The sequence below is a fragment of the Afifella pfennigii DSM 17143 genome, from assembly GCF_000688515.1.
In the GTDB taxonomy this organism is placed as follows: domain Bacteria; phylum Pseudomonadota; class Alphaproteobacteria; order Rhizobiales; family Afifellaceae; genus Afifella; species Afifella pfennigii.
This window is the reverse complement of sequence record NZ_JHZK01000039.1, coordinates 1-25,746: the sequence shown is the minus strand read 5'-3', so window position 1 is coordinate 25,746 and position 25,746 is coordinate 1. Positions and strand designations below refer to the sequence as shown.

General features: G+C 67.5%; 23 protein-coding genes. 6 read left to right on the top strand and 17 right to left on the bottom strand.

Translation table 11 applies throughout. The features are described 5' to 3' along the window. The first annotated feature begins 612 nt into the window (after positions 1–612). From Q331_RS0117960 to Q331_RS0117945, 4 genes are all read left to right on the top strand, one after another. Positions 613–1,740: an aminodeoxychorismate synthase component I gene (locus Q331_RS0117960; RefSeq protein ID WP_034493036.1), complete on the top strand. Its 1,128-nt coding sequence runs from the start codon at positions 613–615 to the stop codon at positions 1,738–1,740. After that, on the top strand, positions 1,701–2,354 hold the full coding sequence (locus Q331_RS0117955; protein ID WP_026381809.1) for an aminotransferase class IV family protein: 654 nt from the start codon (positions 1,701–1,703) through the stop codon (positions 2,352–2,354). The genes Q331_RS0117960 and Q331_RS0117955 overlap by 40 nt, the downstream gene beginning before the upstream one ends. 106 nt (positions 2,355–2,460) lie before the next feature. After that, the gene (locus Q331_RS0117950) at positions 2,461–4,119 is read left to right on the top strand and encodes an alpha/beta hydrolase (protein ID WP_034493033.1); all 1,659 of its coding nucleotides are present in this window, start codon (positions 2,461–2,463) and stop codon (positions 4,117–4,119) included. Continuing rightward, the gene (locus Q331_RS0117945; RefSeq protein ID WP_026381807.1) at positions 4,107–4,970 is read left to right on the top strand and encodes a dienelactone hydrolase family protein; all 864 of its coding nucleotides are present in this window, start codon (positions 4,107–4,109) and stop codon (positions 4,968–4,970) included. Before Q331_RS0117950 ends, Q331_RS0117945 begins: the two co-directional genes overlap by 13 nt. A 66-nt stretch (positions 4,971–5,036) precedes the next feature. On the opposite strand, the gene Q331_RS0117940 is transcribed toward Q331_RS0117945, so the two are convergent. The 12 genes from Q331_RS0117940 to Q331_RS23280 all read right to left on the bottom strand — a co-directional run bounded on the left by Q331_RS0117940 (position 5,037) and on the right by Q331_RS23280 (position 17,121). Then, entirely contained in the window at positions 5,037–5,657 is a 621-nt protein-coding gene (locus Q331_RS0117940; protein ID WP_084175143.1) for a cytochrome b/b6 domain-containing protein, read from the bottom strand. A gap of 2 nt (positions 5,658–5,659) precedes the next feature. Continuing rightward, complete coding sequence (locus Q331_RS0117935) at positions 5,660–6,115, bottom strand: c-type cytochrome (protein ID WP_026381805.1); 456 nt, start codon at positions 6,113–6,115, stop codon at positions 5,660–5,662. A 468-nt stretch (positions 6,116–6,583) separates the two neighbouring features. Then, positions 6,584–7,198: a 2-dehydro-3-deoxy-6-phosphogalactonate aldolase gene (locus Q331_RS0117930; RefSeq protein WP_026381804.1), complete on the bottom strand. Its 615-nt coding sequence runs from the start codon at positions 7,196–7,198 to the stop codon at positions 6,584–6,586. 83 nt (positions 7,199–7,281) lie between these two features. Then, the gene (locus Q331_RS0117925) at positions 7,282–8,562 is read right to left on the bottom strand and encodes a TRAP transporter large permease (protein ID WP_026381803.1); all 1,281 of its coding nucleotides are present in this window, start codon (positions 8,560–8,562) and stop codon (positions 7,282–7,284) included. Further along, positions 8,553–9,038 carry a TRAP transporter small permease gene (locus Q331_RS0117920; RefSeq protein ID WP_026381802.1) on the bottom strand — a complete coding sequence of 162 codons (486 nt, stop codon included), beginning with the start codon at positions 9,036–9,038 and terminating at the stop codon, positions 8,553–8,555. The genes Q331_RS0117925 and Q331_RS0117920 overlap by 10 nt, the downstream gene beginning before the upstream one ends. Positions 9,039–9,098: 60 nt before the next feature. Further along, the gene (locus Q331_RS0117915) at positions 9,099–10,079 is read right to left on the bottom strand and encodes a TRAP transporter substrate-binding protein (RefSeq protein WP_034493030.1); all 981 of its coding nucleotides are present in this window, start codon (positions 10,077–10,079) and stop codon (positions 9,099–9,101) included. Between the two features lie 35 nt (positions 10,080–10,114). Continuing rightward, positions 10,115–11,965 (bottom strand): dihydrodipicolinate synthase family protein, encoded by a 1,851-nt coding sequence (locus Q331_RS23575; protein ID WP_084175141.1) that lies wholly within the window; start codon positions 11,963–11,965, stop codon positions 10,115–10,117. A 67-nt stretch (positions 11,966–12,032) separates the two neighbouring features. Then, entirely contained in the window at positions 12,033–13,262 is a 1,230-nt protein-coding gene (locus Q331_RS0117900; protein WP_026381800.1) for a CaiB/BaiF CoA transferase family protein, read from the bottom strand. Positions 13,263–13,273: 11 nt separating this feature from the next. Then, a complete protein-coding gene (locus Q331_RS0117895) occupies positions 13,274–14,059 on the bottom strand; it encodes an enoyl-CoA hydratase/isomerase family protein (protein WP_026381799.1) in 786 nt (261 codons plus the stop codon). Between the two features lie 304 nt (positions 14,060–14,363). Beyond that, positions 14,364–15,458 (bottom strand): glycoside hydrolase family 88 protein, encoded by a 1,095-nt coding sequence (locus Q331_RS0117890; protein ID WP_026381798.1) that lies wholly within the window; start codon positions 15,456–15,458, stop codon positions 14,364–14,366. A gap of 11 nt (positions 15,459–15,469) precedes the next feature. Then, on the bottom strand, positions 15,470–16,282 hold the full coding sequence (locus Q331_RS22505) for a FadR/GntR family transcriptional regulator (RefSeq protein ID WP_051631332.1): 813 nt from the start codon (positions 16,280–16,282) through the stop codon (positions 15,470–15,472). Positions 16,283–16,755: 473 nt separating this feature from the next. Further along, positions 16,756–17,121 carry a hypothetical protein gene (locus Q331_RS23280; protein ID WP_156953412.1) on the bottom strand — a complete coding sequence of 122 codons (366 nt, stop codon included), beginning with the start codon at positions 17,119–17,121 and terminating at the stop codon, positions 16,756–16,758. An 871-nt stretch (positions 17,122–17,992) separates the two neighbouring features. Here Q331_RS23280 and Q331_RS23275 point away from each other — a divergent pair. Next, entirely contained in the window at positions 17,993–18,601 is a 609-nt protein-coding gene (locus Q331_RS23275) for a helix-turn-helix domain-containing protein (RefSeq protein ID WP_026381797.1), read from the top strand. Positions 18,602–18,730: 129 nt separating this feature from the next. Next, a complete protein-coding gene (locus tag Q331_RS0117865) occupies positions 18,731–19,735 on the top strand; it encodes a L,D-transpeptidase (protein WP_026381796.1) in 1,005 nt (334 codons plus the stop codon). Between the two features lie 39 nt (positions 19,736–19,774). Here the strand turns inward: Q331_RS0117865 and Q331_RS0117860 are convergent, their stop codons facing one another. The 5 genes from Q331_RS0117860 to Q331_RS22490 form a co-directional block, all read right to left on the bottom strand. After that, entirely contained in the window at positions 19,775–20,635 is an 861-nt protein-coding gene (locus Q331_RS0117860) for an urea carboxylase-associated family protein (RefSeq protein ID WP_026381795.1), read from the bottom strand. 231 nt (positions 20,636–20,866) lie between these two features. Further along, positions 20,867–22,030: a CaiB/BaiF CoA transferase family protein gene (locus Q331_RS0117855; protein WP_026381794.1), complete on the bottom strand. Its 1,164-nt coding sequence runs from the start codon at positions 22,028–22,030 to the stop codon at positions 20,867–20,869. A 73-nt stretch (positions 22,031–22,103) separates the two neighbouring features. Continuing rightward, positions 22,104–23,276, bottom strand: coding sequence for an acetyl-CoA C-acyltransferase (locus Q331_RS0117850; protein ID WP_026381793.1), 1,173 nt, complete (start codon positions 23,274–23,276; stop codon positions 22,104–22,106). A 91-nt stretch (positions 23,277–23,367) separates the two neighbouring features. Further along, a complete protein-coding gene (gene cobF, locus Q331_RS0117845) occupies positions 23,368–24,150 on the bottom strand; it encodes a precorrin-6A synthase (deacetylating) (protein ID WP_026381792.1) in 783 nt (260 codons plus the stop codon). Next, positions 24,147–25,385 (bottom strand): glycosyltransferase family 4 protein, encoded by a 1,239-nt coding sequence (locus Q331_RS22490; protein ID WP_084175140.1) that lies wholly within the window; start codon positions 25,383–25,385, stop codon positions 24,147–24,149. The genes cobF and Q331_RS22490 overlap by 4 nt, the downstream gene beginning before the upstream one ends. Positions 25,386–25,746: the final 361 nt, after the last annotated feature.

The following is a 25,746-nucleotide window of genomic DNA, read 5'->3' as shown; positions in this document are numbered from 1 at the left end:
TGGTCGCCCCCCGTGCGGGGGCGTGGATCGAAACATGCTCGACCAGCTTCGCCTCCGCCGCGGCGATGTCGCCCCCCGTGCGGGGGCGTGGATCGAAACTTCTACAACTGGACGAGCGCCATTCAGCAATCGGTCGCCACCCGTGCGGGGGCGTGGATCGAAACCCGTGTGTCGCCCGGCCGCGTGCCGCCGCACCGTCGCCCCCCGTGCGGGGGGCGTGGATCGAACACCCGATAGCGCCCAGATCCCTCACCGGCAGCGCGTTGTCTGGCCCTTCCTGCGATCAACGCGTTTCGCCGCTGGCTGACAGCAGACGAGTGTGCGTCGGGCACCACCCGACCGGCTTGGATCCTGTCTCACGGAAGTGTATGCTCCGCGCAGAGCATCGGACGGGAATTTATTGTATTTTAATAGGTTACCGGCTTCTCTTGGAATCCAGGTTCCCCAGCCATCGCGCCCTAGGCGATTGATTTTTCAAGGTGTGATTCTGAGCCAACAGGCCGATTCGACGAATCGCCCCGCCCTCCGGCGCGATGCAACGCGGGGCGTGGCGCGTCTCAAGCAGGGCTTTGGTATCGCTCGCCATCCGACGGCCGGGAAAGCAGCGCCCCGGTGACCCACCTCATCCGCTTCGACCACGGCCCCTTGCGCGGCGGCACGCTGTTCAGCGAGCCGATCACGGTGATCCGTGCCGACAATGCCGCGGAGGTCGCGCCCGCGCTAACAGCCCTGGAGGCCGCGCGACGGCGCGGGGCGTGGCTGGCAGGCTATTTCGCCTATGAACTCGGCCATGCGCTGACGCCCCGGCTGGCGCCGCTGATGCCGGAAACGCCCGAATTCCCCCTAATCCTCGTGGGCGTCTTCGAGAAACCGCGCAGCGCGCCCGCCCTGCCGGACCCGGCAGCAGTAAGCCTTAGCCCCTTGCGCCCGCTGTGGTCGCGGGCCCGCTACGACCGGGCCATCGACGCCGTTCACCGCTATATCGCGGCCGGCGATACCTATCAGATCAACCTCACCTTCCCGATGGAGGCCGAGGCCGCCGGCGAGCCGCTGGCGATCTATGCCGCACTTGCCGCCCGCCAGGCGGTGGGCGAAGGCGCCTTCGTCGATCTCGGCGGTCCGCCCGTGCTTTGCCGATCGCCCGAGCTCTTCTTCGCGGTCGACGGCTCCGGCCGGATTTTCGCACGGCCGATGAAGGGCACCGCGTCGCGCGCAGCAAGCGCGCAAGAGGACGCGGCGGCGGCCGAAACGCTGCTCGCCTGCGAAAAGAACCGCGCCGAAAACCTGATGATCGTCGACCTTCTGAGAAACGACATCAGCCGCGTCTGCCGTCCCGGATCGGTGCGCGTGCCAAGGCTCTTCGAAGTGGAGACCTACGCCACCGTGCATCAGATGACCTCGACCGTCGAAGGGCACTTGGTGGAGGGCGCGGGCCTTCAAGACATCCTCGCCGCGCTGTTTCCCTGCGGTTCGGTCACCGGGGCGCCGAAAATCCGCGCCATGCAGATCATCGCCGAATTGGAAGGGGCGCAACGCGGCGTTTCCTACGGCGCCATCGGCTGGGCCGATCCGGCCGGGCCGATGCGCTTCAACGTCGCCATTCGCTCGCCCGTGATGATCGCGCCCGGCCGCTTGCGCCTCTATGTCGGCGGAGGCATCGTCCATGACAGCCGCGCCGGCTCAGAATGGGAGGAGGCCTTGTGCAAAGCCAGCTTCATGCAGCTATCCCCGCCGGGCTGAAGGTCATCGAGACCATGCGCGCGGAGCCCGATGGCAAGGTGCGCCTGTGGCCGCTGCATCTTGCCCGGCTCGGCCGCGACTGCGCGGCGGTGGGCTTTCCCTTGGAGCCGGAGAAGGTGGAGGCGGCGATGGCCCGCCTGCCCGGCGGCGAGGCGCTGCGGGTGCGGCTGACGGTCGTTGCGACGGGCGAGGTCGCGGTGACGCATGCGCCCTTGCCGGCCAATCCCGCCTTCTGGAGGCTGAGCCTGTCGCCGATACGCCTTCACAGCACCGATCCGTGGCTGCGGGTGAAGACCTCGCACCGCCCGGCCTATGACGCCGCCCGCGCCGCGCTGCCGGAGGGCAGCGACGAGGCGATGCTGATGAACGAACGCGGCGAGGTCTGCGAGGGCACGATTTCCAACCTGTTCCTTGAGGATGAAGGCCGGCTTCTAACCCCGCCGCTTGCCTGCGGCCTGCTGCCTGGCGTCCTGCGCGAATGGCTCATCGCCTCCGGCCGCGCGCAAGAAAGGCTCCTCTACCCGCAAGACCTGGAGGGCAGGCAGATCCTCTGCGGCAACGCGCTGCGCGGGCTCATTCCCGGACGGTTGGCGGATGGCCGTACCGGCAGTTAACCGATGCTGTGTACGGAGGCACTTGCTAACATGCCGATGAACCGCTCCGCTCGTCCCTGAGGGCAGGGACGACGCCGGAGCGAGGCAGAAAAGGGGCCTGCGCATCATGCGTCGAAATACGCGACTGCTTGGATTTGCCGTCTTGCCGCTGCTTCTGGGGCTGGTGTTCTTCGCGGCATCTCTCACCCCCACGCTGATACCGCGAAACTGGCTCGTCCAGGGAGCGCTCGCGGGCCTGGTGACGGCCATCGGCTATATGATCGGACAGGCGGCGCTCACCGTCTGGCGCGCGCTGGAGCTGCCGCGCCTTTCCGGCAGGCCTGCCCTCGTGGCGCATGCGCTCGTCGCCGCGCCCGTCCTGGCATTGTGGGTCTATGCGCTTGCCAATGCTGCGTACTGGCAGGACACCATCCGAACGCGCGTCGGCATGGAACCGGCGGAAGGATATCACACCCTCGCCGTCGTCGGCCTGGCGGCCGTCGTCTTCGTCATCTGCTTTGCCATCGGCATCGCGGTGCAGTGGCTCTTCGACATGTTGCGGCGCCAGCTCTACCGGCTCATGCCGCAACGCACCGCCAACGTGCTCGGCCTCATCCTGGCCGTGATCATCGTTGTCGTGCTGGTGCGCGACTGGGTGGTGCGCTCGGGCTTTGAATTCCTCGACGAATCCTACGAAACCGCGCAGGAGCTCTTCGTCAAGGCGCCGCCCGCGCCCACCGATCCGCGCATTCCCGGCGGCCCGGGCTCGCTGGTGGATTGGAGCGCCATGGGCCAGCCCGGACGGGACTTCGTGCTCGGTGGCCCCGATGCGCAGGCCATCACGGAGCTGACCGGCCGCCCCGCCAAGGATCCGATCCGCGTCTATGTCGGGCGCGCCCAGAGCGAGGAGCCGGCCGAGCGGGCCGAGATCGCATTGGAGGAGCTCAAGCGCCTCGGCGCGTTCGAGCGCAAGGTGCTGATCGTGCAGAGCCCCACCGGCACGGGCTGGCTCGACCCGGGCGGCAACGACCCGATCGCCTATATGCATGACGGCGACATCGCCACGGTGGCGGTCCAGTATTCCTATCTGCAATCGCCGCTGGCGCTGATTTTCGAGACGCAATCGGGCCTTGAGCAGGCGAGCGCGACCATGCAGACCGTCTACCGCTACTGGAAGTCGCTGCCGGCCGACGCACGGCCGCAATTCTACGTCCACGGCATCAGCCTCGGGGCCTGGTCCTCGATGTATGCCTTCGACATCTTTCAGATCGTCAACGACCCCATTCAGGGCGCGCTGTGGACCGGCCCGCCCTTCCCCTCGGAGCTGTGGAACCGGGCGACGGCCGCGCGCAATGCAGAATCGCCCTTCGTGCTGCCGGTCGTGGGCGAGGGCTCGCTGGTGCGCTTTACGTCCCAATATGGCGGGCTGGAGCGGGCGCGAGCCGATTGGGGGCGGCTGCGCATCGTCTTCTTGCAGCACGCCTCCGATCCGATCGTCTTCTACAAGCCCGCCTCGCTCTGGCGGGCGCCGCAATGGATGCGCGAGCCGCCGGCCCCCGACGTCTCCCCGGCGATACGCTTCGTGCCGGTCGTCACCCAGTTCCAACTGGCGCTCGACATGGCGTTCTCCCTGGCGACGCCGCCCGGATACGGACATAACTATGCCGCCGATGACTACATCGACGCCTGGGTCGCCATGACCGAGCCGGAGGATTGGAGCGAGGCGGATACCGCCCGGCTGAAGGAATGGTGCGGCCCGCAATGGGGACTTGGTTGCCGAAACTGATCCTCTTCGGCGCCCTCCTTCTCGGGGTGGCGGTGCTGGCGGTGTCGCTCAACGCAGCGCGCCAGGCGGCGCGCCTGACGATCTTCGATGAGGCTCCGGAAGCCCGCGCCGAGCGCCTTTCTGAGCATTGGCGCCTGCTTATGCCCGACGGTCCGGGCCCGCATCCGGCAGCCATTGTGCTGTCGGGCTGCGACGGCGTGCGCGACAACATGGATTACTGGGCCGCCGAGTTCGTGCGGACAGGCCGCGCCGCGCTGATCCTCGACAGCCACAGCGCGCGCGGGCTCAACCGGCTGGAGGCATGGCGTCTGGTCTGTGCGGGTCAGGCCCTGACGGGCTCTGAGCGCGCCGGAGACGTCGCCGTCGCGCTCCAGGCGATGAAGCAGATGGAGGACGTCAGCGAGGATGTCGTGATCTTCGGCGCCTCGCATGGCGGCTGGACGGCGATGGAGTTCGTCGCCCATGCCGTCTCCGGCGAGAGGCCCACCGGGCTCGCGCTCTGGCCCGCGCCGCCGGACGAATTGCTGCGCACCGTGTCGGCGCTGGTGCTGCTCTATCCCTATTGCGGCCGTCTCAACGGGGCCGAACCGGAAAGCTGGAACGGCGCCCCGCCGACATTGATGATCCTGGCGGAAAAGGATTCCATCGTCGATACGCAGGCCTGCCTGTCGCGCGCGGCGGCGCTTGGACAAACCACGGCCACGGTCGAGACGGCGGTGATCGCCGGCGCCGACCATGGTTTCGATCAGCGCGACAAATCCGTGCTCTCCAGCCTCGTCTTCGACGCCGACAAGCGCGACAGCGCCCTTGGGACGATGCGGGAGTTCCTCGCCAGGCTGGGCTTGCTGTGAGCCCCAGGCCAAGCGCTTGGCCTGGGGCTCGCAACGTAAGGCTATCGACGACGTGCAGCCTCGCCTTCAATCGATCTTCTTGCGCCCGGTGAACATCGGAGTGACGAGATCCTCCTTCTTGTAGAGGCGATAGAAGACGATGGAGAGGATGTGCACGGCCACCATCGCCAAAAGCAGGGTCGAAAGCGGCTCGTGCAGCGCCAGGGCCTGGCGGGCAACGTCACTGGAGACGTATTGCGCCAAGGGGCCCACATTGATGTAGTCCTCCGGATCGGCAAGCAGACCGGAGAGGATCTGCATGGCCAGCACGATGAGCACGCCGACGATGAACAGCGCCCCCATCGGATTGTGGCCGAGCGTCTTCGACGGCCGCCGCGAGGTCATTTCGCGCGCATAGCCGAAAACCTTGCGGGGGCCTTTCACGAAACTGGTAAAACGCGCCGTCTGCGAGCCGACGAAGCCCCAGATGACGCGAATGACGACGATGGCGGCGACGGCATAGCCCGCCCAGAAATGCAGGGTCATCTGGTCAGGCCCGAACTTGCCCAGCCCCCAGGCGGCGGCGAAGGCGATCACCAGCGCCCAGTGCAGGACCCGCACCACCGGATCCCAGACGGGAACGCCTTCCGCGGCAATCGAAGGCTGGGGGATTGCCCTCCCCCGGCCCGTCTCGCTGACCATGGACATGATTAGAAGTCCTTGGCGCGGAAATCGTCGTGGCAGGACTTGCAGGTACCGCCGAGCTTGCCGACCGCGGGCCGCAGCGCATCAAGGCCGTTGCCGGCGACACCGTTGAGCTCCTCAACGGCACTCACATAGGCCGCCCCCTTGTCGCCAAGGCCCGCCATATCCTCCCAGATGACCGGCAGAGCACGGGTCTTGCCGGGCAGCTCGGCGTTGGAGGTGCCGGGTGCGAAGAGATCGGAGACGGAGTACTGCGTCAGCGTCTGCAGGTCCTTGGCGGCGGCGGCGGCTTTCTCGGCGTTGTATTCGACATCGCCCTTGGCCATCGCAGCCAGCAGCGACATTTCGTGACCGAGCAGGCGATAATAGCCGATACGGGCTCCGGCAATGTCCTCCGCCGATTGCGCGGCAGCGGCCGCAGGCACAGCGAGAACGAGCAGGGAAAGCAAAATCTTGCGCATGGGGGATGTCCTAGAATTCGTGGGATGAATCGATGGGCCGCTTCGGCCCCTTGCAACAACTGGCGAATACATATTCTTTTCGGAATGCGGCATGCGGCCACCCTTTCCGGCAATGCAGGGCCGCCATGCATGGTGGAGATGTCCCGCCGGCTTGAGCGAGGCTCGCCTGCAAGGGTGCTTGCGGCGCGCTCCCCGGCCGTTTTCTAAACCTCAGGCCCGAAGGCCCAGGCCGTGCAGCCCTCATCCCTTTCGGGGAGATGGCGAGACAGCGAGGGATGTCTTTCAAGAAATGCCCGCGCGCACCGGGGCATGGCAATCGGCCGCAGGGCGGCCTGGCAGGCGAATGGCGCCTCGGCGGCGGGTCTGGCGGCCGCGCTGTGGCTTTGGGCCCGCGCAAGCGGGTGTCAGTCGTTGGAGGCGAGCGGACGCATCAGCACGGTTTCGTCAAAGGCTCTGGGCCGTGATGACCTAAGCTGCGTCCTGCTTGGTTGCGGCTTCCGCCTCGGCGAATGCGCGGGCCTTGCGATGCACCTCTTCGGGCCTGTCGCCCGGCCGGAACAGCTCGCCGCCGATGCCGAAGCCGTCGGCGCCTGCGGCCGCGAACTCGGCCAGATTGTGCACGCTGACGCCGCCGACCGCGACAAGGGCGACGTCCGCGGGCAGGACCGCGCGCAGCGCCTTGATGCCCGCCGGTCCCAAAATGGAGGCGGGGAACAGCTTCAGGGCGCTCGCCCCCGCCTTCGAGGCGGCGAAGCATTCGGTCGCGGTGAAGACGCCGGGAAAGGATACCAATCCGGCGCGGCGCGTGGCGAACACCACCTCGGCATCGAAGTTGGGCGAGACAATGAAGGTTCCGCCGGCATCGGCGATCTCGGCGAACTGAGCCGGCTCCAGCACGGTGCCGGCGCCGACGGTCAGTTCGTCGCCGAAGGCGCGGGCGATGCGAGCGATGCTCTGAAGCGGCTGCGGCGAGTTCAGCGGCACCTCCAGCCGAGTGATGCCCGCATCGCGGAGCGCGGCCGCGACGGGCTCGGCTTCCTCCGGGCGGATGCCGCGCAAGATGGCGAAGATGGTAGAGGTCACGGTCGGGCAGCCTTTCGGTCGGTCGCGTTAGGGGAAAGGCCGCCACGTCGCGGAAGGCACCGCGGCGGCCGGCAGGACGGTCGTCAGATTAGGCTCTGCGGCAGCCACAGCGTGAGCGCGGGCACAAGAGCGACCAGAGCGACGACGACGAAGACGATGGCCACGTAGGGGAGGAGGATGCGGAAGGTCGATTGGTAACTCACCTCGCCGATCTTGCAGGCAAAGAGCGCCACCACGCCCACGGGCGGCGTGACGGCACCCACGAGCAACATCATGATCATGGCCACACCCGATTGCAGCGGGTCGATGCCAACCGAATTGAGCAGCGGGGCGACGATCGGGACGATGAGGATCATCGCGGCAAGGCCCTCCAGGAACCAGCCGATGAAGAAGAGCCCGAGAAGAACGAGCCCGAAGACGACAAGCTTGTCGTCGCTGATCGACAGGATGGTCTCGCCCAAAAGGAAGCCAAAGCCTTCGCGGGTCAGTACCCAGCCAAAGAGACCGGACCCGCCCAGAATGATGAGGGCGCTCGCGGTCGTCATCGCGGAGGAGACGACGAAGCGATAGAAATGGCCGGGCGTCATCTGGCGCATCCAGAAGGCGATGGCGAGACCGTAGAGCACGGCGACGGCGCCGGCTTCCGTCGGCGTGAACACGCCAAGGACGATGCCTCCGACGATGATCGCCGGCATCAGCACCGCGGGCATGGAGGTCAACACGATGCGTGTGGCCGTCTCGGAGCGCTCCGGCCGCCGCTCCGGCCGGCGCCAGCCATAGCGCGGGGCAAGAAACCAGGTGAGGGTCATCAGCGCCGCGCCGAGGATGAGACCAGGCACGACGGCTGCAAGAAACAATCCGCCGATGGAGACGCCGGTGATGGCACCGTAGAGGATCGCCATGATGGAGGGCGGCAGGATCGGGCCGATGAGCGCCGACACCGCGGTGACGACCACCGAGAAGCGGCGATCATAGCCTTCCTTCTCCATGGCCGGGATCATCATCGTGCCGACCGCAGCCGTATCGGCCAGAGCGGAACCGTTGACGGCGCTGAAAAGCACGCTGGTGAAGATATTCACCTGGGCGAGGCCGCCGCGAATGCGCCCGACGAGCAGATTGGCAAGACGGATGATGCGCTCGGTGATGCCGCCGACATTCATCAGATTGCCGGCGAGGATGAACAGCGGCACGGCCATCAGCGCGTAGCTGTCGAGGGCGCCGAACATGCGCACCGGCAATTGCAGGAGAGGAACCTGCCCCTGCCAGGCGAGGGCGAGCACGGCGCTCAGCCCCATGGCGAAGCCAAGCGGCGCGCCGATGACCATGAACAGGGCGAAGAGGCCCAGCATTATCGTCAGGACCATTGGGCTTCTCCGCGCAGGATCAGGACAATCCGCCAGACAGCGGCCAAGCCGATGCCGAGCGCGCCGATCACCATGGCGAGATAGACGTAGCGCATGGGAAAGTGCAGCGCCGGTGAGCGGGAGGTGGTGCGCTCGACGAGATCGAGGCCGTAATAGAAGAGCGCGATGCAAAACCCGATCGTCACCAGATGCGCGGCGATCTGGAAGGCCTTGCGCAGCGGTTCCGGCAGGACGCTCTGCAATGCCTCGATGCGCAGATGGCCGTCATCGAGCGTCATCAGGATGGCGCCGAGAACCACGCACCAGAAGAGAGAGAAACGGATGAACTCTTCCGACCAGGGCAGCGAGGCGTTGAGCACGTAGCGGTAGATCACCGCCATGGAGACGACGGTGACAAAGGAGATGACGAACGCAAAGCACGCCATCTCCAGCCCGCGACGCAGCAGGACAAGGATGCGGGGTTCCGGCTTGGCCAACGGAGCGCCCTCCTATCAGGCGTGACAAGGGCGCCGAACGGGCCGGCGCCCCCGGCTATCTCACTGCTCTTGGATGCGTGCGACCCAGTCGCCAACCTCGGACCCGGCTTCCGCCAGGAATTCCTCCACGACGGGTTCAACGGCCGTGCGGAAGGATTGCACGTCGAGGTCCTCCGGCTGGGCGAGGTCGGCGGAGATCTCCTCGTAGGCGGCCTGGTCGGCTTCCTTCATCAGCTTGCGGAAGGTGACGTTGAAGGCCTGCTTGCCGGCATCGCGAACCACCTGCTGCTGCTCCGGCGTCAGGGCGTTGAACTTGTCCAGATTCATCAACAGGGCAAGGTCGGTCATGATGTGACGGGTCGGGGCGGCATGCGTCACCACTTCCTGGAAGCCGCCGCTCAGGATCGCCGGAGCCGGGCCTTCCACGCCCTCCACGACGCCGGTCTGCAGAGCGCTGTAGACGTCGCCCCAGGGAAGCGGCGTGGCATTGGCGCCAAGGGCGGTGAAGGTGGAGACGTACATCGGGATTTCCGGCACGCGCATCTTGACCCCGGCCATATCGGCGGCCGAGGCGACCGGCTTGTCCTTGGTGAGGATGACGCGGAAGCCGGCGGGCGTCCATCCGAGCCGCTCCACGTTGAAGTCCTCGCGCATCTTCTCAGACAGCTCAGCATCGATGCTGTCCATCGCCTCGACCGCGTGATCGAAGTCGTCGAAGAGGAAGGGAAGGCTTACGAAGGCGTATTCGGGATGCCAGTTTCCGAGCGTGCCCGCATCGACGTAGTAGAGATCGATGGTACCGAGCTGGAGACCTTCGGTGCCGGCGCGCACATTGGCAAGCTGCTCGGCGGGATAGACGACCACCTTGACGGCACCGTTCGTACCCTCCTCCACCAGCTTGGCGAATTCCAGGCCGGCGATATGCCCGGGATGATCGGTCTGGTTGTTGTGACCCATATGCAGGGTGACGTCCTGCGCCGCCGCACCCGTGCAGGCGAGCGCCGTCGCAACGGCCATCGCCCCCAAAAGCTTCAACTTCATCTCGGCTTTCCTCCTAGGTTGATCTACCGGGCGGGTCAGCCCGCCCTGCTCCATCGCCGCGCCAGCGACGCGCCGAATTCCTGCGGCCGCAGCGCCGGCCCACGATCGTGCACCGTCAACCCGGCCCGTTTTGCGAAGACCCGCTTGCCGTAGGTCGCCAGATGTTCCAGCGACTGCATGCTGAAGACCGCGCCCGGCAAGAAGGCCGCATAGGCCGCTTCCGCCGCCGCCTCATCGCCGCTCTGCCAGGCTTTCCAGCAGCGCACGGCGCCGGGAAGGACGTCGGGGGCAACGATGAAGCCGCGCGCGCCGGCGCGCAGGCAATCCGTCATCTCCAGGCCGCCGCGGCCGTTCAGAACCGTGACATCCTCTCCGACCTCGGAAATGAAGGCGGCAAGATCGACCGCGCAGACCTCGGCCTTGACGTGCCCGAGGCGCGGCAGGCGTTGGCGCAAGCGGCGCAGATCGGCCGCGCTCAGGCTACGGCCGAGATATTGCGGCGCGTTCTGGATCGCGAGCTCAAGGTCGAGCCCCTCTCCGGCGCGCGCGAAGAAGTCGAGATATTCCTGTGCCGGATACTGCCCGACGAGCGGCGGCTGCAGGATGGCAAGCTCAGCGCCCACCACCTTTGCGAGGCGCGAGACCGCGTGCTGCTCCTCAAGGCAATTGCCGGTGATCGTCACCGACAGGGAGAGCGCGCCGCGATCCTCGGCCGCCCATTCCACGACATCGAGGCGTTCGCGCAGCGACAGCTTGCCGACTTCCGTCGCCAGACCCAGAACCGCCATGCCGCCAGCGCCATGCTCGCGCACATATTCCACCTGGGCGCGCATGGCGCCGCGATCGAGGCGGCCATGCGCGTCGAAGAGCGCGAACAGCACCGCGTGAACGCCGGAGAGACGGCTCATGGCTGCCTGCCAGCGCGAACGCTGCCGCATGCCGCCAGAGAGGGAAACATCAGGCCGGGGACATGCGGCAGCCCTCCATTCCGGAACATTGCCGGCGATAGCCAGAAGACCCGCCCGGCAGGCGGCGCCGATATCGATGATCGAAGCCTTGATGCCGTGTCTCGACAGCGCCGACGCATAGTGTTCGGCGGCGTCCGGCGCGGCGACCAGCGTTACGGAGCGACCGGCGAGCTTCGGCAACGCCTCGGCCAGCTCCGCTCCGATCAGGAGCCCGGAGAGCTCGGCGGCGGTCGCCCCGGAGCCGGCGCCGGTCAGGGCCCGCGCGCGCAGCGAGAAGATGAGATGGTGCAGCGCCGCCGTCCCGGCCATGTCGAGACCGGCCTGAAATGCCGCCGCGCGGGCCTCGGAGGTGGCGCCGGCCTCCGCCGCGATGAGACCCGTCAGCACCGAATCGGCGCATAGGCGCGAGAACAGCTCGCCGGTCAGGAATGTCGTGCAGGCGCCGATCTTGCCGCCGCGCAGCTCGACCCACTTGCTGTGCGTGCCGGGCAGGCAGACGACCGCATCCGCCCCTGCGCCGAGTTCCAGCGCACCGACGATCTGGGTCTCTTCGCCGCGCATCACGTCAGGCTGGCCGGCCCAGCTCTCGGAGGCAACGCCCGGCACGATGCGCGCGCCGGGAACGGCCGTCGTGGCGCGGGCAAGCTCGTCGGGGCCGACATCGCCGGCAAGGTAGACGGCCTCCGCCCAGCCCTGGCGGCTGCCGACCATGCCACACAGAAGCACGGGCACGCCCGGCCAGCGCTCGGCCCAATCCCCGCATGCCCGCGCCAGAGCGCCGGCAAAGTCGCGGTCGCGGACATTGAGAAGCCCCTCCGCGCTCGCCGATTGGGCGAGCACCCGGCCCTTCGCATCCATCGCCCAGGCTCGCAGATTGGTGGTGCCCCAATCGACGCCGATGCACACGGCCGCGCTCATCGGCGGCGCGCCCCCTCGTCGGCAAGGCGAGGCCGCCTGTGCGATGAAACCGTGTGCGGGGCGACGATCATGCGGCAACCACCGCGCCCTGGGCGATCAGCGCATCGATCTCGGATGCGGCGAAGCCCTCGGCTTCAAGGATGGCCCGGCTGTCGGCGCCGTAGGCCGGCGCCGATGTCAGCGCCGGGGCGGACTGCCCGGAAAAACGAATGGCCGGCGCGACGGTCGTGTAACGACCGCCCTTGGGATGCTCCATCTCGGTGAGCAGGGCCTTGGCCTGCGGATGGGCAAGAAAGGCGGCATAATCGTTGACGACGATGCACCAGACGCCGAGCGGCGCCAGAAGCCCGTCCCAATGCTCCGCCGTCTCTTCCGCCAGGCGGTTGGCCACCATGATGACGACCCGGTCGCGCCATTCGGTGAGCGCGGCCGCGTCGTCCTGCGAGGGGCGAGCGGCCTTGAGGTCGGCGAGCTCCGGCAGTTCCAGCGCCTTGGCCAGCACGTCCAGATCGGCCTGCGCGATGGCGAGGAAGCCTTGCCGGCAAGCGTGGATGCCGTAAGGCGGCTCCTGATAGATCGAAACCTGGGGCGCCGCGCCGCGCTGCGGGGGCGCCTCGGCCGCGAGGAAGCTCGTCACCTCCTGGCACTGCATCTCGGTGATGGCGGCCATCATCGAGACCTTGACCTCCTGGCCGCGCCCGGTGACGCCGCGCGCCACAAGCGCCGCCAACAATCCCTCGCCGAGAAGGTGGCTGGCGGTGACGTCGACCATGTAGAGGGGCGAGGCCTGCGGCAGGCCGTCCCTGACACCGCCATTGAAGGTCAGACCGGTAAAGGCCTGCAGCAGGAGATCCTGTCCCGGCCGCTCCTTCATCGGACCCTCGTCGCCATAGCCGGTGATGGAGCCGTAGACGAGCCGAGGATTGATCGCCGAAAGGCTCGCATAATCGATGCCGAGCTTGGCGGCGACGCGCGGGCGGTAATTCTGCACCAGCACGTCGGCGTCCTTCACCAACCCGTAAAGAACCTTCCGGCCGGCTTCCGACTTCAGGTCCAGCACCAGGCTCCGCTTGTTACGGTTCAGCGTGACGTAGCAGATGGCATCGCCGAACTTCGTCACCCCCGCCATGATGGCGTGGCGGGCGAAATCGCCGCCGCCCGGCGCCTCGATCTTGACGATATCGGCGCCCATCTCGCCAAGGCGCTGCGTGCACATGGGGCCGGCCATGGCGATGGTCAGATCCAGCACCCGCAGGCCATCGAGCGGCCCGCTGCGTTCCACTTCGTTATGCATCATGGCAGATCCGCTCAACGCCCCCGGAACACGGGTTCGCGCTTCTCGGCGAAGGCGCGCATGCCTTCGCGGGCATCCTCCGTCATCATGCAGAGCGTGTAGCCGTCATTCTCCCAGGCGAGCCCCTGGGCGATGCTGGCGCCCTGGCTCTGGCGAATGATCTGCTTGGCGGATTGCACCGCGATGGGCGGATTGCGCGCCAGTCTCTCGGCGATGCGGCGCGCTTCGTCCATCAGCGCCTCCGGCTCAACGAGCCGCTGCACGAAGCCGACGCGGTGCGCCTCCTCGGCGGGGAAGCGATCGCCCGTCAGGATCCACATGGCGGCGTTGCCGAAGCCGATGAGCCGCGGCAGGATGGAGGTGTTACCGGAACCGGCGTGCCAGCCGCGCTGCACTTCCGGCGCGCCGAAGCTGGAGCGCGGCGTGGCGATGCGGATGTCGCAGCAGATCGCCACTTCCAACCCCCCGCCGAGGCAATAGCCGTCGATGGCGGCGATGGCCGGCTTGCGCAGGCCAAGAAGCGGGGCGATGTAATCGCGCCCGTACTGCGCCCGGTTGCGGCCCTCCCAGGGCGTGCCGAGGTCGTCGAGCATATTGACGTCGGAGCCGGCCGAGAAGGCCCGCTCGCCCGCACCTTCCACGATCAGAACCTTGATCGCCTCGTCGGTATCGACGCGCGCGGCAAGCCGGCCAATCTCGCCGCCCATCGCCGCGGTGATGGCGTTGTGCTTCTCGGGCCGGTTCAGGGTGAGGGTGGCAACGCCGTCCTCAACGCGAAACAGGATGTGTTCGCCGCTCATCTAGGTCCTCTCGTTAGCCGTCGTGACGACCGCCAAAATTCATACGATTGTCGTATAATCAGTTTATCGTATTAAATACAAGAGGGCCGAGTGGTTGTCCCGCTTTTGCGCTCTCGGCATCCCCAATTGCGGCACCGCCGGCCGCCAGAGCGCGCCGCACCTCCCCGCGACGAGACACGCGAAAGCAGGCTTCTTGCATTGTGGCATGCCTCGGCGCTGCGGCCGCCGCCCGCGCGGATGCGTTGCGGGGCGGCGGCAATGCGGGGCGCCGGCCATTCGCCGGCCCGGGCGCCTGCGGCTGCGCTCAGTCGTGCGTGGTGGCCAGGAAGGCCTTCCTGGCCGCCGCGGCGGTCAGGGCGGGACCCTGGCCCCAGGGGACGATGCGGTCCAGCGGGACGTGCCAGTAATGCTCCTCCACCAGAGCCGAATAGACGGCGGCGGAGACGCCGAGCAGATTGCCGTTGGCGTCGAGATTGGCCTCCATCGCCCGATAAGCGCGCTCGGCCGGTTCGGCGAACTCGCTTTGCGGCAACAGGCCGAGGCTCATGCCGCGGAAGAAGGCGCAGGCCATGAAGGCGGCGGTGGAGCTTTCCGGACCGGATTTCGGCTCATGCACCAGCGACCACCAATTGCCGTCGTCGAGCTGCCAGTCGAGCATCAGCCGGGCAAGGCGCAGCGTTTCGGCGCGCACCTCCTCCGCGCCGCGCTGCGTGGCGGAAAGATGCTCCGCCACGTCGATAAGGCCGAGCAAGGCCCAGCCCTGGCCCCTGCCCCAGCCTCTGGTATAGGCGCGGCCGGTGCGCTCCAGCCAGAAATGCTGGTAAAGCCCCGTGCCGGCGTCGACGAGAAGATCGCGATAGGCGAGAATCTCCGCGACAGCCACCTCGGACCAACCCGCGCCAGGATCGATGCGCTCCAGATGGGCGAAGAAGGGCGGGTCGAAATGCATGCAGTCGAGCCAGATGCCCGGTCCCGGATCGCGCATCTGCGCTTCTTCCTCGGCCGACAGCTTGACGCCGCCATAGGGCATGCGCAGCGAGCGCAGCGTGTCCTCGAAGGTGATCGAGACAGCGCCGACGCGGCGGCGCGCGCGCAGATGGCGCGCCAAGTCGATCACCGCCTCGCGCAACAGCGCGTCGCCGGTGCGCTCGATCACCGTGCACATGGCATGTCCGGGGGCGGTGTTGTCGTCCGGCTGCCAAGGCTGGCGCCGCGAGGCCCAGGCGCGGAAGAAACCGTGCGAGAAATCGAACCAGGTGGGATTCCCGGTCAGGTCGGAGGCGGCGATCAAGCCCTCAAAGCCGATCGAATCTCCGTAGAACCACGTCTGAAAGGCATGGTCGCGCAAGCGGTCGGCGACCGCAGCGACAAGCTGCGGCGTCAGTACGATATCGCTCATCTTGGCTGGTGCTATCCTTGCTGCTCTGAAAGTCCCTCGCGCGCATCGCCGATGGCGCGCTCGATGAGGCGGCGCATGGCGGCCCCGGCCGCATCGGCATCGCCGCGTTCGAACTCGGCGAAGACGGCGGCGTGCAGTTCGTGGCTCTCCTCCATGCCGATCATCTCCGTCTCGTAGCCGCGGGCGCGCATCTGAACGTCGATAAGCAGGCCGAGCGCCGCCTCGATCACCGAGAAGAGCTGGAGGAGAAGCTGCGAATCGACCGCGGCCAGGAAGGCGCGGTGGAATTCAAGATCGGTCTCGATGAAGCGGCGCCGGCGCTCGGCGTAGTCGGGATCGGGCGTGGTGAAGACCTCCACCTTGGCTTCCCAGGCGGCGCGGATGCGCGACCGTGCCGCGGCGTCGGCCATCTGTGTCGCCGCGTGAACGATACCCGGCTCCAGAACGAGGCGCACACGCAGCAGTTCCTCCAGAAGCGAGGTCGTGTCGCCGGAGCGGATGCGCCAGTCCATCACGTCGGGGTCGAGAAGCCGCCACTCGCTCCGTGGCGTCACCCGCGTGCCGTCGGAGGTGCGGCTGCGCAAGAGCCCCTTGGCGCCGAGGATGCGCACCGCCTCGCGGATCACCGAGCGGCTGACGCCGAGGCTCTCCGTCAGGTCGGCCTCGCGTGGCAGCGCCTCGCCGGGCTGCCATTCGCCGCCGACGATGCGCTGGCCGAGCTCGGCAACCGCCTCGCCGAGAATGCCGCGAAACTGAATGACCCCGGCCAGATGGTCCTTGTCGCGTAGAGCCGAACGGCGCCGAGGCGTGATATCTGTTTTCATCTGATAAACATATCAAGCTTCGACCGGCTTGCAAGCCAATCTCGCAGCTCGACGGGAGGGGCGCGCGCTTGCGCCAGCCGGCGGCAGGGCCAGCACGATAGCCCCGTTCCGGCCGACGGCGCGCCGCCTCGGCAAGCGGCGATGACGGGCGAGATGACGCGATGGCGTCGGAGCGCCGTCGGCGTGCCGTAGGCGACGTCGAGGATGCAGGCCGCCGCGAACCGGCAGTGCGGCAAGGTGCCGGAAACCAGTCCCGGCCCGGCGGCGGGGCCACAGTTTACCGCCGGGACGGCCTAGGATCTCTTGAGGATGATCACATCCTGCTGCGTTGGTGTCCCAAATCGCCAGCCAGCAGGAGCCAAGCGCAAGGAAGCGCCGACCCATTCTTGAGCCTTGGAGACGCCCCGGCAGACGATTTGGGCCCAGCCCCGAAGGGGCCGCGCCCAGCCCGTGCGACGATCCTCAACAGACGCTCAGAGCGCGCCCTCGTCGGTCATCGACATGACCTCCTGGACGACGCCGCCGGAGACGAGACAGCGCCAGGGTGCGCTCTGCGGACCGACGCCGACCATCACCAAAGTGTTGGCCTGGGAAAACTCCGAGCTGATCACAGAAACGCTGTTGCCCGTCTGCTGCGCCACGGCGCTCAGACATGCGCTCTCATCGGCCGAACTGCCGGTGCGCATGGCGGGCGCACTGGTCTGCGTCGCCGTTTCGGTGCAGGCCAGCAGCGTCATGGTCGATGCCGCAAGGATAGCGGCCTTCAAGGTGGTCTTCATAGCTTTGCCTTTCAGCTTTGTGGTTTCGTTCGTTGACGACCGCCGGGCGCCGGCGGCCATGCTCGCGCTCCTCTCCACGCGGATAGAGCGGCCGCGACGGCTCTTGCCGCCGCTACCTGCGCGAACCGGTTCCTCATTCCTGTGCCAAGCGAACCTCTTCGAGGGCACCGTCATTGGAAGCCAGGCATCGCCAGGGCGTGCGCCCGGCGCGCGCCGACCGTCACCAGCGTCCCGGCCTCGGCGTAATCAGAGCTCAAGACCGCGACATCGCCATCGCCCGTTGGTTGGCGACGGCCGCCATGCAGGCGCTTTCCGCCATCAGGACCTGACTAAATCCGCGCATCACTTACTCCTGGAAGCACTCGCCGGAACGCATCGCAGTCGAAAACGGCGGAATCTCTGAGATGCACGCCGCCGCGACCCCGATGTCTTGCAAGCGAGGATCATAAGGCCGGCAGCCCATAGCGAATTCGGACTGGAGCCAATATCCACTAAGCGAAAAGCGCGTATCCCCTACACGAAGATGCCGAATTTTTAGGCAAGTTTCCGCCTTGATGGGGAGAATGCCTGACCTAGAACGGTTCGAACCGAGGTAGCGGATATCTTGGGACGGTGATGAGCTTAGACGAAGCAGTCGAAGAGCTTGGCACAAGCCAGCGACGACGCCCTTCTCATGCCCGTATGTTCGAGGAAACGTTGAGGTTCACCTTGCCGACCCGGAGGCCGGTCAGCCGCAAGCCGCTGTCTCCACCCGGCCAACGCAAGACTGTGCCGGCCCCGGCCAAGCGCCGTTTCGTTCCCAAGCCGACGATGACGGCGCCCCTGCGCGAAAGAAAGCACGGGACGCTCACCAAGCGCTGGTTGTCCCGCCGCCCGTTCGACGCAGCGGGCGCGCCCTGAACCTGCACAAACCGATGGGTAGGAATTCGCCATGGCCGTCCCCTTCGAAACTGCAAAAGACGCGAGCCTCAAAGCCTATCTGGCGTTCCTGGAAGCGGAGTTCGGGAGGCCATTCTCGCCTCTGACGCAGCCCCATATGCTGGAAGCGGTCGCCGTCATCTTCGAGGAGCTCCTCCTCGATACCGCCGCCGGCGAGATTGGCGATACCGCTCCTGGCAATGCCTTCTCGGCCGGCGCCGATCAGGTAAGCCGGGCGGAGGCGTTGATGCATGCGCAGTTCGATGAGCCGATCACCATCGCCGGGATCGCGCGCCAGTTGGGGGTTGGCCTGCGATCGCTGCAAATCGCCTTCCGCGAGCATCGGAGATATTCACCGCGGGAGGCCCTCAATCGCATTCGCCTCGGCGAGGCCAGAAAGCGCCTGGCGCGGGCCGAAAGCGGCGAGAGCGTCAGCACCATCGCTCTCGATTGCGGCTTCACGCATCTGGGACGCTTTTCGGCCCTCTACCGTCGCACCTACGGCACGCTGCCATCCGATGAGCTTGCCCGGGCACGCCTCAGGCTGTCCGGCGGCCGAGCGACGCCGACGGCGATCCCCATCGCCTTGTCGGAGGGCCAGCGCACCGAGAACCGGGTGTGAAGCACCGACAACCTCACATAGGACGATCAGAACCCGGGACGATCAGAACCCGGCGCCATCGCAACTCCTGGAACCCGTCCGCCGGCCTGGCCGGCAGACCCATGCCAGCAAAGGATTGAGACATATCGCATGCGTGATCATTTCAGCCGACGCCAATTCATGGCGACTTCTCTTCTGGCCGCGGCCGCGCTGTCACCGATAGCGGTTCTGGCCCAGACGCTCAAACCCGCGGCGGAGCTGAAGCCCGGCGAATGGTCCTGGTATCCGGAGCGCTCCGAAAGCGGGCCCGTCGCCGTCATCGTCTCGCTCGCCGAGCAACTCGCCTTCGTCTATCGCAACGGCATTCGCATCGGCGTGTCGACGATCTCTTCCGGCCGGGCCGGCTATACGACACCGACCGGCGTCTTCACGGTCCTGCGCAAGGAGAAGATGCATTACTCCTCCAAGTACAACAACGCGCCGATGCCTGACAGCCAGTTCTTCTTCGGCGGCTGCGCGCTGCATGCCGGGGGCCTGCCCGGCTATCCGAGTTCGCATGGCTGCGTGCACCTGCCGCGCGCATTCGCCGATCTTCTCTTCGGCGTCACCCATCACGGCACGCCGGTCATCGTCACCAACGAACGCTCAGGCGTCGGCACGCTCCGCCATGCCGGCCTCGTCCTGACCGATTCGGACCTGAAACAAGTGGAAGAGATGGTGGGCCACGTCGCCGGCAAGAGCCTGCCGAGCGACGAGGACGGCGACGACGCGCACGCCCTGTCCATGCTGGTCAGCGGGGCCGACCGCAAGCTCATCGCCCTGAGGAACGGCGAGATTTTCCTGGAGAGCCAAATCGGCATCGCCAATCCGAGCTGGCCGCTCGGCACGCATGTCTATCTCCTGCACGACATCGATGCGGCCCGCACCCATTTCAACTGGGTCGCCGTCGGCCTCGGCACGGGCCATGAGGACAATGTCGCCCAACAGCGCGAATTGGCCGCGACGACGCGGCTGCAGATCCCGCCCGAGGTCTATGCCGCGCTGGCGCAGAACCTGCATCCGGGCGCCACGATGATGCTGACCGACCTGCCGGCGCATCCCGATACGCGCAGCGGCACCGATTTCGTCATCATGCGCGACGCGCCGGTGGCCTGAAGCGGTTCGGGCAGAGCCCGTGGCTTTTCCACCCTCGTCTCAGAGGCCGTGGCTGCGGCTGTAGCCGTTCACCTCCGGCGATTGCCAGCCGGGGGGCGCTTCTTTCGGGGCGAAGACCTCCACGCGCAGCGGATGGCAGGCGGCCTCGTCGCTGGAATGGCTGGAGCTGCAATCGCCGCCCGGACAGGCCGAGAGCGCGGCCAAGAGGTCGATCTCGGCGAAGAACTCAACATAGTCGCCCGGCCGAACCGGCGTCGCCTTCATGAAATACTGCCCCGTATCGCGGGTGAAGCCGGTGCACATGAAGACGTTGAGAACATCGTGCACCTGCATCTCCGCCTCCTGGGGCGGTAGCTCCGTTGCGGCCGCGAAGGCGCGCGTCAGGTTGGAGTGGCAGCAATAATGGTAGTCGGCCCCAGTCAGAAGATTGTTGGTGTAGGGGTCGCAGCGCGTGCCGATGACGTCGTGCACAGCGCCGCCATATTCGTCGAAACCGTACCAGTCGAGCGTGTCCTCGGTGATGGTCGCCATCGGCCGCAGATAGGGCAGGCAGGACCATAGCCGGTCGCCGGTGGAAAGATGCGTGCCGTGCAGGGCGCGCGTCTTGCCGGAGAAGAAGCGCTCGGCCGTGTTCTTCGCATGCCAGAGATTGAGGTCGCCGACCTGTGGGCCCTCCACCGAGACGATGCGGAAGAAGTGCCCGGCAGGCACCTCGAAGCTGCTGGCATCGCGCGGTGGTACGAGGATTTCTGAGACCTTGCTCCAGCCTTGGCGCGCGGCCCGGTAGGCGGCAAGGTCGGGCGGCTCCAACGTGTCGGGCGGATAGACGATGACCGGCGCAACGCGCCGACGCTCGGCAGCATCTGCAGGTGGGGGCGTTTGCGGGTTCTGCGGCTTCATTTCTCTCCTTCCGTCTTGTTCGCGCGGCGTGTCGTCGGCGACGGCCGCCCCCCTTCGCCCAGCGCCGCTTTGTGGGACATTGTCCAGACAAGCGTATTGCGGCTGGCCGATGCAACCCGCGGCGCCGTAGCTGAGAGCCGTCTTGCGATCGAGGGACCTGACCGGCACGAACCAGACAAATCCCGGACGATATCAAGGCCGAGCGCCGTCGACTTGGCGCGGTCGCGACGATCAGATCGCCTCAGAGCGCCTCAGCCGTTCCAGTGCGTCCGCGCCCACGCCCCATTCGGCGAGCACGGCCTCCGTATCGGCGCCCGGCCGCGAGGGCGGGCGCGGCGGCGGGGGCGCCGTTGCGCTGAAACGCGGGGCGGGCGCAGGCTGAGGTACGCCCTCGATGTGGAGAAACGTGCCGCGCTCTTCGTTGGCCGGATGGGCGAGCGCCTCGTCGAGATCGAGCACCGGCGAGACGCAGGCATCGCAATCGGCGAAAAGCTCCGCCCATTCGTCGCGCGGCTTCTCGGCGAAGACCGCCGCCAGCTTCTCGCGCAGCTTCGGCCAGGCGCGCTGATCTGCCTGCGCAAACTCGGCCGGATCGAGGCCGAGACGCTGCAGGAGGATGGCGTAGAATTTGCCTTCGATGGCGCCGACGGCGATCGCCTTGCCGTCGGCGCAGGCGTAAGTGCCGTAGAAATGCGCGCCGCCGTCGAGAAGATTGGCGCGCCGGGCGTTGTGCCAGCCGCCGCCCGCCTTCAAGCCGTAGATCATGGCGCCGAGGAGCGCGGCGCCGTCGGTCATCGCCGTGTCGACCACCTGACCCTTGCCGGTCTCGCGCACGACGAGAAGAGCGCAGACAATGCCGAAGGCGAGAAGCAGACCTCCGCCGCCGAAATCGCCGAGAAGATTGAGCGGCACGCTCGGCGGCCGGTCCGCCTCGCCGATGGCGGCAAGAAGCCCTGTCAGCGCCACATAATTGATGTCGTGGCCGGCGCGCGCGGAGAGCGGCCCTTCCCGGCCCCAGCCGGTGACGCGGGCATAGACAAGGCGCTTGTTGCGCTCCAGGCAGGCGTCCGGCCCGAGGCCGAGCCTTTCCATGACCCCGGGGCGGAAGCCCTCGATGAGCCCGTCGGCCTGGGTCACGAGCGCCAGCAGAAGATCGCGCCCTTCCGGCTTTTTCAGGTCCACCCCGATGGAGCGGCGACCGCGGGCGAGAACGTCGAACCTGGTATTGATGAAGGGGATGTCTGAGCTTGCCTTGCGCGGATGCACGCGCACCACCTCCGCGCCCATATCGGCAAGAAGCATGGCGCAGAAGGGCGCCGGGCCGAGGCCGACCAGCTCGATGAAGCGCAGCCCGGCGAGCGGGCCGCCCTGCGCCTGCGGCGGCGTCTCGCTCATCGCCTCACCCCGTGCACCCGCAGCTTGCGATACCGGCGCTCGCGCGAGGCCTCGGCACCGGAGCGGGCATGTCTCAGGAAATCCGTTCCACGGCGATGGCCGTCGCCTCGCCGCCGCCGATGCACAAGGTCGCCACCCCTTTCTTGAGGTCGTAGGCTTTCAGCGCCGACAACAGCGTCACCAGGATGCGGGTGCCGGAAGCCCCGATCGGGTGGCCGAGGGCGCAGGCGCCGCCATGCACGTTGACCTTGTCGTGCGGCAGGTCGAGTTCGCGCATCGCCACCAGGGCGACGACGGCGAAGGCCTCGTTGATCTCGTAGAGGTCGACCTCGCCTGCCTTCCAGCCGGTCTTGTCAAAAAGCGTCTGCAAGGCCCCGACCGGTGCGGTGGTGAACCAGGCGGGAGCGCGGGCATGGCCGGCATGGCCTTTGACGACGGCGAGCGGCGTAAGACCGCGCCGTTCCGCCTCTGACAGGCGCATCAAGGTCACCGCCGCGGCGCCGTCGGAAATGGAGGAGGCATTCGCCGCCGTCACCGTGCCGTCGGGCCGGAAGGCGGGCTTCAGATGCGGGATCTTCTCCGGCCTTCCCTTGCCCGGCTGCTCGTCGAGGTTGACCTCGCCGCCGTTGACCGCGACCGGCACCACCTCCTCGGCAAAGCGCCCGCCGGAGATGGCCGACTGGGCCCGGCTCAGCGAGGCGAGCGCGTAGGCGTCCTGCGCCTCGCGGGTGATCTGATAGTGCTGGGCGGTATCCTCGGCGAAAGTGCCCATGAGGCGGCCCTTGTCGTGCGCGTCCTCCAGCCCGTCGAGGAACATGTGGTCGGCGAGCCGGCCATGACCGAGCCGGTAGCCGCTCCGCGCCCGCTCCAGGAGATAGGGGGCGTTGCTCATGCTCTCCATGCCGCCGGCGACGACGATATCGGCGCTGCCGGCGGCGATGAGATCGTGGGCGAACATCACCGACTTCATGCCGGAGCCGCAGACCTTGCTCACCGTCGTGCACGGGGTCGCCTCCGGCAGGCCGGCACCGAGGGCTGCCTGGCGGGCCGGCGCCTGGCCGAGCCCGGCGCTGAGGACGTTGCCGATGAGCGCCTCGTCGACCTCCTCCGGCTTCAGGCCGGCGCGGGTGACCGCCGCGAGGACGGCCGCCGCGCCAAGTTCCGGGGCGGTCTTGGATTTAAGCTCGCCTTGAAAGCCGCCCATGGCGGTGCGCGCCGCCGAGGCGATTACGATCGGATCACCCATCAAGCCTTCTCCCGGCCCGGCCGCGGGATGCCGCCATGGCGCCCGTTCTCGCCGGCCGGTCAGGCAAGCAGCCACGTGCGTTGACGTCAAGTTAGACGATTTCGCCGTCTCCGCGGTGGGGCCGGCGCAGAAGATAGGTGTCCATGATCCAGCCGTGGCGGGCGCGCTCGCGCTCGATGGTGGCGGCGATCTCGACCGCCTTGTCGCGCAAAGGACCGGCGATAAGGATCTCCCTCGCCATGCCGAGATAGGCGCCCCAGTAGATATCGAGATCGCTTTCGGCCAGATGGCGGAAGCTCGCCCGGCCGTCGAGGACAACAAGAGCGTTGGAAATGGCCGCCGGGTCGGCCTTCACCAGACGTCGGGCGGTCATGACGGTAATGTCCTCGCCGATGCGATTGAGCGCCAGGCGATGGCGGGCGGCAAGAAGCTGCAGGCTGGAAATGCCCGGTATGACCTCAAAGTCCAGTTCCAGGCCTTCGCGGGCGAGCTCGTTGAGGATCTCCGCTGTACCATCGTAGAGGCAGGGATCGCCGATGATGAGGAAGCCGCCCCGTTCCTGCGGCCCCAGCTCTTCCATCATCCGCCGGAATATCTTTCGCCGCTCGGCCCGCCAGGCGGCGATGCCGGCGCGGTAGGCCGCCGCCTCCCCGCTCTGCGGCCGCTCCGGGCTTTTCGCCTCCACGACCCGGTAGCCGCCCTCCGGCCGTGCCCTGGCGAGGACCTCGCGGCGAAAGCCGGTAAGGTCGTCCTTGCCCTGCCCTTCCTTCTCCAACAGGAAGAAGACGTCGCAGCGGCGCATCGCAGCAACGGCGCGCAACGTCAGAGCGTCCGGATCGCCGGCGCCGATGCCGATGACGGAGAGCCGCTTCACGCCCGTTCGCCTCCGGGCTCTGCCCGCGCTAGCGGTCGATGCGGCGGCGAACCGGCCGCCTCGTTGGCCGTTTCGGGCCCGGCGGAGACCCCCGCCTCGGCGAGTAGCTTCACGTATAGGTCCAAGGTCTCGGCGACGACGATCTCCTCGGCGAACTCCGCCTCTACCACTTCCCGCGCCCGCGCCCCGAGGCGGCGGCGCAGCTCCGCGTCGCCGGCAAGGCGGGCGAGCGCCTGCGCCAGGGCCTGTGGGTTCTTCGCCGGCACCAGCAGCCCCGTCTCACCGTCGCGGCAGATGTCGCGGCAGCCCGGCACATCGGTCGCCACCAGGGGCCTGGCGCAAGCGGCGCCTTCCAAGAGCGATTTGGGCAATCCCTCGCGATAGGAGGGCAGAACGGCGATGTGCCCCTCGGCATATTCGCGGGCGACGTCACCGGAGGGGCCGGCGACCTCCACGACGCCCTCCCGCGCCCAGGCCGCAAGCTGCTCCTCAGAGATGCTCGCCGGGTTGGCGTCGCCGCCGCCGACGAGACGAATGCGCAGGGCGAGGCCGCGCGCCCTCAACAGCCGCGCCGCCTCCACCAATTCGCCAATGCCCTTGTCCCACAACATGCGCGAGACGCAGACGGCAACGGGCGTGCCGGCCGGCTCCGGCGAGGGCGCAAAGGCATTGGTATCGACCCCGGAGCCGCGGATGGTGACGATGCGCTCCCCCGGCAGGCCGAGATGGACAAGCTCGGCGCGGTCTTCCTCATTCTGGACGATCATGCGCATCTTCGCCGAAGCCGCCGCCCGGCGCAGCGCCCGGCGAAAGCCGGCCCGCAAGAGGCGCGCCTTGACGCTTTCGGAAGCGTAGAGGAAGCCGAGCCCGGCCATGGCGTTGACGACGACCGGAACCCCGGCGGCGCGGGCCGCCAGGCTGCCATAGACCACCGGCTTGACGGCAACGTTGTGCACCAGGCTCGGGACGAATGCGCGGAAAGTCGCGCGAATGGCCGCAATCGTGCGCGCGTCGCGCCAGGGATTGGTGCCGGAGCGGTCGAAGGGGATATCAACCGGCTCAAAGCCCTCCGCGGCGATGCGCGCGCGATCGCCGGCCATGCGGGCGGCGACGACGACCCTCGCCCCCTCCTGCCGCGCCGCGCGCACCAGCGGCAGGCGATGGGAGCAGAAATACCAGTCCTCGGTGACGAGATAGAGGATCGTCTGCCCTTCAAGGCGGCGCTTATGCGTCATCGTGGCTTTCCGTTCTGGCAGCGCCCTGGCGCCGGCGACGGCTTTGGCTCGTGGCGTCGTCAACGACCTAGCTCCGGCCGCGGGAAAGGTCAAAAGGCCGGGCGCGGGCGATGCAAGCCGATCCTGGCGGCTTTTCATGCCGGCCTTTGTGGAATACTAGCAGGCCGCCTGCGCCTTCGCCCATCCGGCCAAGGCGCGCCCGCAGGAAAGGTCCGCCAACTCATGAGCGAACGCATAGGCATTCTCGGGCTCGGCTATGTCGGGCTTCCGGTGGCGCTGGCATTTGCCGGGCGCTATGGTCAGACGGTCGGCTTCGACATATCGGGCGAGCGGGTTGCCGCGCTGAAGGCGGGTCGCGACG